The sequence below is a fragment of the Acinetobacter sp. PK01 genome, from assembly GCF_022819285.1.
GTDB lineage: Bacteria > Pseudomonadota > Gammaproteobacteria > Pseudomonadales > Moraxellaceae > Acinetobacter > Acinetobacter tandoii.
The window spans coordinates 1,634,921-1,649,244 of the sequence record NZ_CP094643.1; the positions used below are offsets into that span (position 1 = coordinate 1,634,921).

The window sequence follows — 14,324 nt, forward strand, 5'->3', positions numbered from 1 at the left end:
TGGTATAGAGAGAAATAAAAAGAATGACAGAGTATTATATCAAATTTTGTTGAGTAAGTTGACTAAGCAACTCAATTTTATTTTTTAAACAATTATTATTGAATGTTTCATATCACTACATAAACACCATTGAATCGTCTAATAATTAAGCAATTTAACACAATTTTTCAGCACTATTTACCTGATTTACACTGTTTTATTTTGTCTATTTTTTATCCTATTAAGAGGCAACATGACAAATAAAGGAATAAGGTACACATCATGAATAAAAATATTCTACTCTCTGCTGTTCTCTGCGGTTTATGTCTTGCTCCATTTGCTACCGTGCAAGCAAATGATAAAGTTGAAACCACCTACAATGCCCAAAAATACATGCAAGTTTGTAAAGGCAAATCCCAAGGAACCTGGGTTAGTTTTGCTTACCGTGGAATTATTTGGAATGGTACCTGCGAACCGCAATTCTTTAGTACCAATAAAGCCGTGAAAGGAAATGAATCCGAATTAATGACAGCATGCCAAACCGATATGGCAACCAAATCTGTCATGATCAATGGGATGGAAGTGAAAGGAAAATGTGCTTTAGGTTTCACTGCGCCTTATCCTAAATAAATATCAAGTCTCTCAATATTATATGACTCTAAGTGGTTGAAGTGTTTCATCTTCGACCACTTTTGTTATAGAGTAAGCGCTCTTGTTTACTCTCATTTTTTTTCCATCAAATACCAAAACACATAATGAGAACCCAAGAGTCACTTTTACAGCTACTTTGATAATAAAATGCATTTACCATCTTTTAGAGTTGACAAATTCCATCTAAAACAACACACAAGAAACAATGCTTCAATAAATGAAATACGCCATAACCAAAAAAAATATAAATATTTAAAAACAATTACTTATAAAAAAACACCACAAAATTAATGCTTATTTTTTTTAAGAAATACGACCAACATTACCCTCATTATTTTGGTTATAAAGCTTATATATCATGCTTAAACCAACAAGTTTTGTGCATGAATGTCATTTGCAACGTTTATGCATATACTATGATCAAATCAATTGTGTATTGCTTAAGCAAAAGCCCCACACAAAAATAACCATAATTTCAATTAAAAACTCAGGATCGAGTTTTTACTGATTTTTTTAAAAATAAATCAATTTAATAATAGGAATAAAGAATGGATGCAGGATTAATTACCGTTGTTTTACCACTGGCATTGGCAATTGTCATGATGGGTTTAGGTCTTGAACTTACTCCAAAAGATTTTGCGCGTGTCACACAACAACCCAAAGCCGTACTCATTTCACTTTTTAGTCAACTTTTCTTACTTGTAGGGGTAGCTTTCCTGCTCTGTAAGCTTTTTGCATTACCACCTCTGCTTGCAGTAGGTTTAATGTTGCTAGCAGCTTCGCCTGGTGGAAGTACCGCCAATTTGTTTAGCTATTTATTTAAAGGTGATGTAGCTTTAAATATTACCCTAACAGCAATTAACTCCGTGCTCGCAGCAGTAACGCTACCCTTAATTGTAAATTTCTCCATCAATTATTTTATGAATGACGGACAGCAAGTTAGCCTACAGTTCAGTAAAATTATTCAAGTGTTTGGCATTATTATTGTGCCTGTGTGCATCGGAATGCTTATTCGTCATTTTGCACCGAATTTCACACATAAAATGAATAAACCTGTGCGTATCTTTGCAGTTGTATTCTTAATCCTGATTATTGTTGCTGCCTTTATTAAAGAGCGTGCTCACATCATGGAATACTTTGCTCAAATTGGTGTGGCAACAATCGTTTTCTGTATCATCAGCTTGTCCATTGGTTATTTCGTACCTCGTGTTATGGGTGTACATACAACGCAAGCACGTGCCTGTGCTTTTGAAATTGGCATTCATAACGGTACATTAGCCATGACCATTGCCCTTACAGTTCTTGAAAATACCACCATATCTATACCAGCAGCTGTGTATTCAATATTTATGTATATCATCGCCGCAGGGTTCGGCATGTTATTAAATAAATTTGATCGCGCTACAACACCAGTCAATAAAAGTGATTCACTCAAACTCGAATCTTAATCATAAATTTAATCAGGATGTCTCGGCATCATTTTTACAGTTATATGAAAGTGTAGCTGTAAATGCTGCTCTCAGTTACAATGTGCGCTTTAGAAAAGCAAAGTTTGGGTTATTCCGTGAAGTGGTTACAAATTCATATTACTGTTGATCAAGCACAAGTCGATTTTACAGAAACATTATTAAGTTCTTTGGGCGCAGTGAGCGTGACTTTGGACGATGCTGAAAATCAAGACTTACTTGAGCCACTTCCGGGTGAAACACCACTTTGGAATAAAGTGATTGTGACAGGTATTTATGCACAAGAAGAAAATGAAGAAATTGATGTCGCTGCATTAGAAATCTTCATTCGTACACAAATGCCTGATGCACCTTTGCGTAGCGAGTTCTTAGAAGATCAAGTTTGGGAACGATCTTGGATGGATTACTACGAACCAATTCAAATCAGTGAAAAATTCTGGATTGTGCCTGAATGGTTAGAGCCACCTGAAGCAGATGCTGTGAACATTAAACTTGATCCAGGTCTAGCTTTTGGTACGGGTAACCATGCTAGCACGTTCCTGTGTTTACAATGGCTTGGCAAAACCGACCTCAAAGATAAAGTCGTAATCGATTACGGATGTGGTTCAGGTATTCTGGGTGTTGCAGCATTATTATTGGGTGCTAAAAAAGTCTACGCCACAGATATTGATCCGCAAGCGGTATTGGCGACTCAACAAAATGCTGAGTTAAATGGTGTACTCGACAAAATTTTTGTGGGCTTACCTGATGAGTTTAATGAAACGTTTGGCAGCCAAAAAGCGGATGTATTAGTTGCAAATATTTTAGCAGGTCCGCTAATGGCTCTTGCACCAGAGTTTGCAACTTTAACAAAATATGAGGCAGAGTTCGCACTTGCAGGTGTAATCGAAGAGCAAGTTGCTGATGTTTCTAGTATTTACTCAGAATTTTTTGATATATTAGAAGTTGAAAAACGTGAAGAAAACTGGTGCCGTATTTCAGGCAAACGCCACAAAGCCTAACTATCTAACTTAAAAACTATGAGCGAAAAACAAACCAGCTGTCCTGAGTGTCTAACAATTTATCGAGTCTCTGTGGCTCAACTGACTGTTGCTCAGGGCATGGTTTGTTGCCCAAAGTGTTCAACCACGTTTAATGCTTTAACGCATTTGATCAATCAGCCATTTGGCCAGCTTTCGACTTATCCAGCTTCGGAAGATCATTTTGATTCATCCAATCAAGATATTGATTTTCGTCCGCAAATGTCGAATATTGCTTTTGAACATTCTTTATCGAATCGTCAGCAATTACTCGAGATTTTTGATCGAAAAATTGAACACTCAAATATTGATCTAAAAACATATTTGAACAATCTCAATTATTTCAGTACCGATCCAATCGGCAACTTTCCTGCCCTTAACCTTGCAGAAAAAGATCTCGACCACAAACCTCGCACCCCGATGTACTATGTCATGTGGGGCATCATCAATATTGCTCTTATTCTATTATTATTGTTCCAATTCTTTTGGTTTAATCCTCAGTACTTAAGAAGTAGCCCTAAATTAGCTGCGAGCTTTAATCAAGTTTGCGCTTTGTTCAAATGTGAAATACAACAAGAAAACTATACCCTCATTAGTACCAACAAAGTAAAAGCGAAGCGTATAGCAAAAAATAAAACACTATTTACAGGTGAATTAATCAATTATCACGATAAGAGCCTTCCATTACCGACCTTAAAGGTTATCTTACGTGAACAAGGAGCAGAAACAGGTAACTTTACGCTTCAACCCAAAGAATATTTGGCAGACAACTTGGTCGGTATTGAGCGCATCCCTCAAAAAAGGCCTTTTAAAATCCATTTTGAGCTTCCAGTCGATCGAAAAAGCTTTGATGACTATAGTTTAGAAATTGTTGGACCTTAAAAAATGAAAAAACTACAAAAAAAGTAAAAAAAAAGTAAAAAAAATGCAGTTTTCTTGCTCACTTTTTCTAAGACAATGGTATCATACGCGCCACGAAAGCTTTGTGCTGCAAACTCCTCGCTAATTTTCACAACAACTACTAGTTTTGCCAATGCGCTTTATTCCAGATAATGCGTAGGGTATCTATTTTTTGTTTTGATTTTGATCAGTAACAAATATTAAATTATTGTTACGTATGTTTTTTGATCAAAATAGCTAGTTTGTGGCAAGCTAAATGTACGAGTTTTAGAACTCCTCGTTTTAGGATCTAAAACGGAGTTCATTTATTTTTATAGACAACATTAATATATCGCTTTACCCAAGCGGTATCTGATTTTTCGGATTAATTCGCATGAATAGCAAATCTCCTATTTTTACTGCACAATCTGATGTTGCTCTACGTATTCACGTAGATCGCGCAGTTCGCCATTACTTTGCTCAATTGCAAGGCGAGCAACCTTCTCAGGTCTATGACATGGTGCTAGCAGAAATGGAGAAACCTCTTTTATCTGTAGTTCTTGAGTATACACGTGGTAATCAAACACGCGCTGCCGAGATTCTTGGACTGAACCGTGGTACTTTACGTAAAAAGTTGAAAGCTCACGGTTTAATGAGTGAATAAATGATAAAATGCTTGCGGCTTCCGCGGGCATTTTTTTTACCTGCTATTTTTAGCTTTTTTTGTTTTAATCCTTGATAACTGTGACGAAGATCATGACCATTAAACGCGCATTAATCTCTGTTTCCGATAAAACTGGCATTGTTGAGTTCGCTCAAAACCTTTCTGCTCTTGGGGTAGAAATTTTATCAACTGGCGGTACATATAAGTTGCTTAAAGACAACAATATCGCTGTAGTGGAAGTTTCAGAGCATACTGGTTTCCCAGAAATGATGGATGGGCGTGTAAAAACTTTACATCCAAAAATTCATGGCGGTATTTTAGCTCGTCGTGGTCTAGACGAAGCAGTAATGGCTGAACACAACATTGATGCGATTGACTTGGTGATTGTGAACCTTTATCCATTTGCTGCAACAGTCGCTAAACCAAACTGCTCACTTGCAGATGCAATTGAAAACATCGATATCGGTGGCCCAACAATGGTTCGCGCTGCTGCGAAAAACCATGCATCTGTTGGTATTGTGGTAAATGCTTCTGACTATGACACTGTTATTGCTGAGCTTAAAGCAAATGGTGCGCTGTCTTATGAAACTCGTTTTGATTTAGCAGTAAAAGCTTTCGAACACACTGCTCAATACGACGGCATGATTGCTTCTTACCTAGGTGCTCGTGTAGGCAAAGTAGAAGGTGAAGCAGACAAATTTGCACGTACTTTCAATACGCAATTAAATAAAGCTCAAGATTTACGTTACGGCGAAAACCCGCATCAATCTGCTGCTTTCTATGTTGACCCAGCTGCAACTGAAGCTTCTGTTTCAACTGCAAAACAGCTTCAAGGTAAAGAGCTTTCTTATAACAACATCGCAGATACAGATGCTGCACTTGAATGTGTAAAATCTTTCGCTAAACCAGCGTGCGTAATTGTGAAACATGCTAACCCATGTGGCGTTGCAGTTTCATTAGATGGCATTCAAACAGCTTACGATCTTGCGTATGCAACTGACCCCGAATCTGCTTTCGGTGGCATTATTGCTTTTAACCGCGAGTTAGATGTTGCAACTGCTCAAGCAATTGTTGACCGTCAATTTGTTGAAGTGATCATTGCACCAAGTATTGCTGAAGGCGTACTTGAAGTGACTGGCGCGAAGAAAAATGTTCGCGTATTAGTTTGTGGTGAATTACCAGCAATTGATGAACGTGCTCCACAGTTAGACTATAAACGTGTGAATGGTGGTTTATTGGTTCAAGACCAAGACTTAGGTATGATCACCAAAGATGATCTTAAAGTCGTAACTAAACGTGCGCCAACTGAACAAGAAATTGATGACCTAATTTTTGCGTGGAAAGTTGCAAAATATGTGAAATCTAATGCAATTGTTTATGCAAAAAACCGCCAAACAATTGGTGTAGGTGCAGGCCAAATGAGCCGCGTAAACTCAGCTCGTATTGCAGCCATTAAAGCTGAACATGCAGGCTTAGTGGTTGAAGGTGCTGTAATGGCTTCTGATGCATTCTTCCCATTCCGTGATGGTATTGATAATGCAGCGAAAGCAGGCATTAAGTGCATTATTCAACCAGGTGGTTCTATGCGTGATGAAGAAACGATTGCTGCTGCTGATGAAGCGGGTATTGCAATGGTGTTTACAGGTATGCGTCATTTCCGTCACTAATTTCGGATTTCGACGGTAATGACTTTGTCATTCGTATTAATTAAAACAGATTTCTAAATCTTGCATAAAGTCTTCGGCGCTTCAGCGGAAGACTTTATGTCATTTTCGATTCATGGAGTATGAACCGATGAATATTTTAGTTTTGGGTAGTGGCGGTCGTGAACATGCTTTGTCATGGAAAATCGCTCAAGATGAAAAAGTAACTAAGGTATTTGTTGCGCCTGGTAATGCAGGAACTGCAACTGAAGATAAATGTGAAAACGTTGCATTAGACATTCAAAATAATCCTGCAATTATTGAATTTGCTCAAAATAATGCAGTTGATTTGATTGTTGTTGGGCCAGAAGCTCCGCTGGTCAATGGTGTGGTCGATGCATGCCGTGAAGCGGGTCTTAAAATTTGGGGACCAACTCAATTTGCTGCACAATTAGAAGGCTCAAAGGCTTTCGCTAAGCACTTCTTAAAGCGTCACAATATTCCAACTGCATTTTACGATGTGTTCACTGAAGTCGATGCAGCAAAAGCTTACGTGACAGAACATGGTGCTCCTATCGTAATTAAAGCAGACGGTCTTGCTGCAGGTAAAGGTGTTATCGTTGCAATGACCAACGAAGAAGCTTTTGCAGCGATTGATGACATGCTCGCTGGCAACAAATTTGGTGACGCGGGTTCTCGTGTTGTTATCGAGCAATTCCTTGCTGGTGAAGAAGCCTCTTTCATTTGTATGATCGATGGTAACAACATCCTGCCAATGGCAACTTCACAAGATCACAAACGTATCTTTGAAGGAGATCAAGGTCCAAACACAGGTGGTATGGGTGCATACTCTCCTGCTCCAGTGGTTACTCCAGAAGTATTTGACCGCGTCATGACTGAAATTATGCGTCCTACTGTGGAAGGCATGAAAAAAGATGGTCATGTTTACACTGGCTTCTTATATGCAGGCCTTATGATTGATGAGCAAGGTCAACCACGTGTAATTGAGTTTAACTGTCGTTTTGGTGACCCTGAAACACAGCCGATTATGATGCGTTTAAAATCGTCTTTGGTCGATTTGGTTGAAGCTGGTATTGCAGGCAATCTCCCAGCAGAAGCTGAATGGGACGAACGTAAATCAATTGGTATTGTACTTGCAGCAGAAGGTTATCCTGAAACAGTTCGTAAAGGTGACGTTATCTCTGGTCTTGGCCAATCTCCAGAAAATACTAAAATCTTCCATGCTGGCACAGCAATGAGCGCTGACGGTCACATTTTGACTGCAGGTGGTCGTGTTTTATGTGTGACTGCACTTGGTGATACCGTACTTGAAGCACAAGTCAATGCTTTAGAAGTTTGTGGTCAAGTTACATTTACAGGTATGCAATATCGTACAGATATTGGTTATCGCGCTATTGCACGTGAAAATGCATAACTCGCATTGATACGGCAACAGAAAAACCCGCTAATTTGCGGGTTTTTTTTATTTCCCCATTACCTAAGAAGGTTGTAACTTAAGCAAAAGTAATCTACTTAATTCAGCAAGTTAATCTCTTTTTCACCCCCAGTTCAGAGGTTTGTGATACTGATTGTGAACTCAAAGCTTTGATTTTAAGCTCTCGAGGCGACATTCCAAACCAATTTTTACAAGCTCGACTTAAAGTAGATTGTTCTGAAAAGCCAAGTGTTGATGCAATTTGGCTCATAGACAACTGCGAATCGACTAAGTATTGTAAAAGTAAGTCCCGCTTCAACTGCTCTTTAATTTCTTCAAAACTTGTACCTGCTTCATTGAGCTTACGTTGCAAACTTCTTGGATGCATTGCCAACATCTGAGCAACTTCGGCTTTATTCGCTTTGGGACTTGATAAATGAATGCGTATAGCGTGACGAACTCGCTCAACAATGGAACTATGATGATTGTGGAATCTTTGTTCAAGATAACTATCCACAATTTCTCGTAAACCCCAATCTGAACTATTAAACTGAATATTCAACATATCCTTATGTAAATATAAAGCTGCATGTTTTTGACCCACTACAACTTCAGCATTGAAAAATCGTTTATAGATATTCAATGGTGCAAGCGGGCTATGTGGTAGTGAAACTTTTAAAAGTTGATATTGATTACCACTCAAATATGCGAGCACTCGGTGGCATACAGCTAAACCTAAGTCTATAACTTGACGTTTACTGAAAATATTTTCTGAATTTTTGAGTTGTATATCGTAAACAATCTCTATAATTTCAGCATTCTGATCAAATAAATCAGTCGTTACATGTTCATTCATCTCTAAGCGCAATGCTGAACCATGCAGGAATAAAAGATCCGATGAAAATTTAATTACTTCTCGGAATGTGGATGCACTTTGTATAATCTGTCCAAGTACACCTAATACACTAATATCCTGATAAGTGGAAATTCTCAAACCTAAATCAGCACAATTGGCTTTTTGTGAACTCTCTTCTAAAAGTTGTATTAAGAACTGATGCTTAATCCATACATTACCAGCATGTAAATCTGTTAAATTAATGTGATATTTTTCCAATAAAGGCAGCGGATCTATTCGTTGCTGCTGCATAACATCTACATAGCCACGCAAACCTGAGCTATGTACCATATCTTGTCGCGTATCTTTTTTATGTATTAAATCCAAATCAACCATTTAAACAATCCTTGTCTCAATATGTCAAAAAATTGACTCATTTTGTCAAGCTAGCATAAATATTCAAAGGCACAATAGCAAAAATGGACATTTAACCACGCATGACCAACATCTCGAAAGGATGAACTCCTGTTGTAAATACGTAGGTTAAGGAAATAAATGTTCCATTTCCATTAAGGATAATATAAGGACACAAGAATGAATTTTAAAAATGTAACTGTTGCTGGTAGTGGTGTATTAGGTTACCAAATTGCGTTTCAAACTGCTTTTCATGGTTTCAAAGTCTCAGTTTATGACATTAATGATGACGTACTTAACCATGCAAAAGCCAAATTTTCTGAATTAAGCGCATGCTATAAACGAGATATAAATGCAACTCAGGAACAATTGGACAATACATTTAACAACTTAAGCTACCATTCAAACCTTGCAGAAGCTGTTCAAGATGCCGACCTAGTAATTGAAGCAGTGCCTGAAGATGTGGCAATTAAAACTGAATTTTACAAGCAACTGAGCCAAGTTGCTCCTGCAAAAACGGTTTTCGCAACCAATACCTCTACTTTATTACCAAGTCAGTTCCGTGATTTGACTGGTCGACCAGAGAAGTTTCTCGCCCTCCATTTTGCCAATATGATTTGGGTCAACAATATGGCTGAAATCATGGGACATGAACAAACAGATAAACACGTGTTTGATGATTTGGTTCAATTTGCAAAAGCAATTGGCATGGTCGCGTTACCTATTTATAAAGAACAACCAGGTCACCTACTTAACTCAATGCTCGTTCCATTTTTAATCTCAGCATTAGATCTTTGGATTAAAGAAGTTTCAGAACCAGAAACTATTGATAAAGCATGGATGAAATCGTTTGGTTCACCCAAAGGTCCTTTTGCAATCTTAGACATCATTGGCATTAACACTGTATATAATGTTGCAAAATTAAATGTAGATACCAATCCACTTATGGTTCCACTCATGCAAAAGCTAGAAGTTGAATTTATTAACCCTGGTCATTTAGGTATGCCAAGTGGCAAAGGTTTCTACAACTATCCAAATCCTGCGTATGAATCTGCTAACTTTTTAAAATAAAAGTTGCGTATAGAAATTAAACATTCAATTCTATACACGCATATTCCATATACAGCAAAGCGATGCTTCTTATGGTATCGCTTTGACTTTTATACCTCTCAAGCCTTTTTATTTCATAAAGCTCAAAAGTATTCTATATATTTTCTCAATTGAGTAGACATTAAAGAACACCGAAGACCAGACCCTCATTTTTTATAACCTTAAAAATTCACACGCAACAATTTAAAAATAAAAAATTGTTAAAATTATTGATCAACTCAATCACTCATATATTAAACAATTAATGCTATTTACATAAATTATTCATTTTTCGTATGTCTATTGGATAAAATCTTATAAAGCTTATTTTTTCAGCAAAATAAATGGATTATTTATATTTATTTAAAACAATGTATTGTTTTTACTATTCTTTTATAAAAAATGAATACTTTCTTTTGCGCCTAAAATGATAAGCATTGAATTCTTATTCACTATATTGAATATAGTTTTATTGCTATGATAGCGTAACTTTTTGAGAGATTAGATCTGCTTTGTCAGTACTGCAACGTGATATCAATATCATAACGCGATAATCTAATCCTCTAAATACGAAATTATTTTGGTCTTGTTGGGATGAAGCGAATTTTTAGCTCTGTATATAGCTAGAAATCGCAAAGTACCGAATTTTTATCAGACAACTTCATTCATCGTGAGCATCGGATTTTTATTTAGCATGTCTTTATAATGTGAAACGATGAAATGATGTCTGTACTAGGAAATATTCATGAAAAAGCTATTTAGCGTTTTATTGAGTGCATCTGTGTTAACACTCAGTGCCTGCGGCAAACAGGAAGCTCCTGCAACTGAAACCAAAACTGATGCGGCAACAACTACAGAACAAACCGTAGTGATGGCTTCAACTGGTTCTGACGCAGATATCTGGCGTTTTATTGCGACCCTTCCTGAAACTAAACAGGCAGGCATTAAACTAGAAGTGAAAAACTTTACTGACTACGTGGCAATGAACACTGCTGTAGCCAATAAAGAAATCGACATTAACGCATTCCAATCTTATGCTTATCTTGTTGCCTTCAATGCCAACAATAAAGATAAAATTGCACCTGTTTCTACGACTTACCTTGAGCCTATGGGTATTTATTCAAGCAAAGTGAAAAAGCTTGATGAATTCAAAACTGGCGCAACAATTGCTATTCCAAATGACGGTGCAAATGAATCACGTGCATTGTTATTGCTTCAATCTGCTGGCTTAGTAAAATTAAAAGCTGGTTTTGATGATGTAAAAGGTACGCCTGCTGACGTTGTAGAGAACAGCAAAAACATCGTGATTAAACCAATTCAAATGGCTACGGCTGTTCGTGTTAAAGACGAAGTAGATGCAATTGTATTGGGCAACACCTTGGCTATGGAAGGTGGTTTAAATGTATTGAAAGATGCGATTTACTATGAGCCAGTTGACCAAACCACTAAAATGAATGTTAACGTTTTAGCGGTAGCAGAATCACGTAAAGATGACCCTGTATTGAAGAAAGTAGGTGAGCTTTACCACACTAAAGCTGTAGAACAATATGTTCAAGAACACTTTGGTGGTACTAAAATTGATGTAAACAAACCTGTTAGCTATCTTACCGAAAGCAAATAGTAATATAATGCTGCAAACAAAACAGGCAAAGTGACTTTGCCTGTTTTTTCATTTTGTACAGTTTTTGACGCTATGATTGAATTTAAAGACATTTCAAAACACTACGAGCTCAAAGGTCAAACCATACGTGCTCTGGATAACATTAATCTGACTATTCCAGATGGCAGTATTTTTGGCATTATTGGCTATAGTGGTGCAGGTAAAAGTACCTTAATCCGTCTGATTAATTTGCTTGAACGTCCTACGCAGGGTCAGGTCATTATTCGTGACACCGACTTTACAGTATTGGATGCACGTTCATTACGTCAAGAACGTGCAAATATCGGTATGATTTTTCAGCACTTCAATTTACTGCAAACCAAAACGGTTGCAGCCAATATTGAAATGCCACTGAAGCTTTTAGGCTTTTCCAAAGCGGAAAGAGAAAAACGACTGGATGAACTACTCGAATTTATCGATCTGAAGCATAAAAAAGATGCTTATCCAGATGAACTTTCTGGTGGTCAAAAGCAACGCGTCGGTATTGCGCGTGCATTGGCAAATCATCCAAAAATCTTACTTTGCGATGAAGCAACTTCTGCACTTGACCCACAAACCACAAAGTCCGTTTTGGCCTTGCTAAAAAAGATCAATCAGGAACAAGGTATTACCATTGTTATGGTCACCCATGAAATGGATGTGATTGAATCAGTTTGTGATTATGTTGCTGTAATGGAACAAGGCAAAGTGATTGAAACAGGTCCTACCCTTGATATTTTCAGCCAGCCGCAACATCCAACGACCAAAAATTTCATTCAAACTGTTTTACAGCAACAATTGCCAATCAATATTCTGAAGAATTTAGAAAACCAAAATCAGCACAGTATTTATAGCCTGCAATTCTTGGGTACTTCAGCACAAGAAACCGTGGTGCAAGCCGCAATTAAACAATTTGATATCAGCTTGAATATCTTGTTTGCCAACATGACCGAAATTAATGGTTCTGTCATTGGGCAAATGTTTGTTCAGTTATTGGGCGATCCAAGCATCATTCAAGACACTATTGCCTTCTTTGAACAACACGGCGTAAAAGTTGAACAATCTGGAGTCTGCGAATGAGAGATTTAATCGTACAATGGCTGACAGACCTCACAGCACCTTTCTGGCATAGTTCACTCAGCATTGACCAATTTGTCACTGCCATGCAGGAAACTTTCCACATGGTGTTTTTTGCAATGCTATTTGGTTCAATTTGGGGCTTTATTCAAGCCATTACCTTATTGGTAACACGTCCAGATGGTATTTTGCCAAATCGTGTCGTGTATCACTTACTCAATCCAGTTGTGAATGCCCTACGTTCATTGCCATTTATTATCTTACTCATTGCGGTAATTCCACTGACCAAAGTGATTGTCGGCACTTCGATTGGAACTTGGGCAGCGATTGTACCGCTCACCATTTACGTGGGTCCATATATTGGTCGTCTGATTGAAACTTCTCTACTCGAAGTGAATGAAGGGATTATTGAGTCTGCGCAAGCAATGGGGGCTAGCCCTTGGCAAATCATTTTCAAGTTTATTGTACCTGAAGCACGTAGTTCGCTTATTTTAAATTTAACCACTGCCACCATTAGCCTGATTGGTGCCACTGCAATGGCAGGTGCTGTAGGTGCTGGCGGTATTGGTGACCTTGCTATTTCTTATGGTTACCAACGTTTTGACACCAGTGTGGTGATTCTCACTGTCATTGTATTGCTGATTTTAGTTCAGTTGGTACAAAGCTTAGGTGATTGGCTGTCTCGTTTAAGATAAAACCAATCTTTTAAAGCTCCCGAAATGGGAGCTTTTTTCAGGTCTAAAATTTATATAATCAGCATAACAACAAAATGAATTCAAACTTAACCATGAAAATAAACACGATATTAATGAGTCTCTGTGTACTTTCGACTATCAGCCATGCAAATGCGATTTCTTATAATTATGTCACCAGTATCAAAGTGAATCAGATTGAACTGAATGCTTCCGTATCGGCAGATCAAATCAACAAATTGGTTAAAACAGAGAGTACTAAAACCAATAAAATCTATTCAGAATGCACAGGAAATTATGAGTACAGCTTAAATCCCTCGCCCAATAAAACCTTAAGGTTTGAAATTTTTGCAGAAGATAATCCTCAAATCAAAAATGAACAATTTTATCAGGATAAATCTAATTTCAAGCAATTGGGGCAAACCAAAGGTCGCGTGTGGTTAACTTGGAACAACAGCAAAGACATGAATGATAAAATAGTTGTGAACAACACTCAAATTACACCGCAGTATACATTGCAGCAATTTAAACAAGATTTTAAACACAGTGCACAAAGTATGAACCCCAAAGGAGATGCTCAAGTCCTGATTTTAGAAGTCGAGCAAGTCAAAGAATTCATGAAACATCCTCAAGATTTTAGCCCACCTTATACGGCCTATCTCAATTTCAGTTTTAAAAATGGAAAACTTGCACAATTTTCGATTCAGCAAGCGCTTGCATGTTAAAGCCTATCAAATCATTTCAGCTTATTTCTTTAAACAAGCAAAGAAATGAATTATCAATTCAAGTACGACAAAATAAAACAAGCTGATTCTGAGCTTTAGGCTATTAAAACTTAACCA

Annotated in this window: 13 protein-coding genes; 12 read left to right on the plus strand and 1 reads right to left on the minus strand. The window is 37.5% G+C overall.

The features are described 5' to 3' along the window. The first annotated feature begins 261 nt into the window (after positions 1-261). From MP622_RS07860 to purD, 7 genes are all read left to right on the plus strand, one after another. Complete coding sequence (locus MP622_RS07860; protein ID WP_044739516.1) at positions 262-609, plus strand: hypothetical protein; 348 nt, start codon at positions 262-264, stop codon at positions 607-609. 569 nt (positions 610-1,178) lie between these two features. Beyond that, positions 1,179-2,078, plus strand: coding sequence for a bile acid:sodium symporter family protein (locus MP622_RS07865; protein ID WP_044739515.1), 900 nt, complete (start codon positions 1,179-1,181; stop codon positions 2,076-2,078). Positions 2,079-2,194: 116 nt separating this feature from the next. Continuing rightward, on the plus strand, positions 2,195-3,097 hold the full coding sequence (gene prmA, locus MP622_RS07870; protein ID WP_243793327.1) for a 50S ribosomal protein L11 methyltransferase: 903 nt from the start codon (positions 2,195-2,197) through the stop codon (positions 3,095-3,097). Between the two features lie 18 nt (positions 3,098-3,115). Then, a complete protein-coding gene (locus tag MP622_RS07875) occupies positions 3,116-3,997 on the plus strand; it encodes a DUF3426 domain-containing protein (protein ID WP_044739514.1) in 882 nt (293 codons plus the stop codon). A 391-nt stretch (positions 3,998-4,388) separates the two neighbouring features. Then, on the plus strand, positions 4,389-4,658 hold the full coding sequence (gene fis, locus MP622_RS07880) for a DNA-binding transcriptional regulator Fis (protein ID WP_001086304.1): 270 nt from the start codon (positions 4,389-4,391) through the stop codon (positions 4,656-4,658). Between the two features lie 92 nt (positions 4,659-4,750). Next, on the plus strand, positions 4,751-6,325 hold the full coding sequence (purH, locus tag MP622_RS07885; protein WP_151504018.1) for a bifunctional phosphoribosylaminoimidazolecarboxamide formyltransferase/IMP cyclohydrolase: 1,575 nt from the start codon (positions 4,751-4,753) through the stop codon (positions 6,323-6,325). A gap of 127 nt (positions 6,326-6,452) precedes the next feature. Continuing rightward, positions 6,453-7,736 carry a phosphoribosylamine--glycine ligase gene (gene purD, locus MP622_RS07890; protein ID WP_044739512.1) on the plus strand — a complete coding sequence of 428 codons (1,284 nt, stop codon included), beginning with the start codon at positions 6,453-6,455 and terminating at the stop codon, positions 7,734-7,736. Between the two features lie 103 nt (positions 7,737-7,839). On the opposite strand, the gene MP622_RS07895 is transcribed toward purD, so the two are convergent. Then, positions 7,840-8,967: an AraC family transcriptional regulator gene (locus MP622_RS07895; RefSeq protein ID WP_243793328.1), complete on the minus strand. Its 1,128-nt coding sequence runs from the start codon at positions 8,965-8,967 to the stop codon at positions 7,840-7,842. Between the two features lie 198 nt (positions 8,968-9,165). Between MP622_RS07895 and MP622_RS07900 the strand changes: the two genes are divergently transcribed. The 5 genes from MP622_RS07900 to MP622_RS07920 all read left to right on the plus strand — a co-directional run bounded on the left by MP622_RS07900 (position 9,166) and on the right by MP622_RS07920 (position 14,207). Further along, a complete protein-coding gene (locus tag MP622_RS07900; protein ID WP_243793329.1) occupies positions 9,166-10,056 on the plus strand; it encodes a 3-hydroxyacyl-CoA dehydrogenase in 891 nt (296 codons plus the stop codon). A 763-nt stretch (positions 10,057-10,819) separates the two neighbouring features. After that, complete coding sequence (locus tag MP622_RS07905; RefSeq protein WP_044739509.1) at positions 10,820-11,695, plus strand: MetQ/NlpA family ABC transporter substrate-binding protein; 876 nt, start codon at positions 10,820-10,822, stop codon at positions 11,693-11,695. A gap of 72 nt (positions 11,696-11,767) precedes the next feature. Then, positions 11,768-12,793, plus strand: coding sequence for a methionine ABC transporter ATP-binding protein (locus MP622_RS07910; RefSeq protein ID WP_243793330.1), 1,026 nt, complete (start codon positions 11,768-11,770; stop codon positions 12,791-12,793). Then, positions 12,790-13,485 carry a methionine ABC transporter permease gene (locus tag MP622_RS07915; RefSeq protein ID WP_243793331.1) on the plus strand — a complete coding sequence of 232 codons (696 nt, stop codon included), beginning with the start codon at positions 12,790-12,792 and terminating at the stop codon, positions 13,483-13,485. The genes MP622_RS07910 and MP622_RS07915 overlap by 4 nt, the downstream gene beginning before the upstream one ends. A 74-nt stretch (positions 13,486-13,559) precedes the next feature. Continuing rightward, positions 13,560-14,207 carry a hypothetical protein gene (locus tag MP622_RS07920; RefSeq protein WP_243793333.1) on the plus strand — a complete coding sequence of 216 codons (648 nt, stop codon included), beginning with the start codon at positions 13,560-13,562 and terminating at the stop codon, positions 14,205-14,207. Positions 14,208-14,324: the final 117 nt, after the last annotated feature.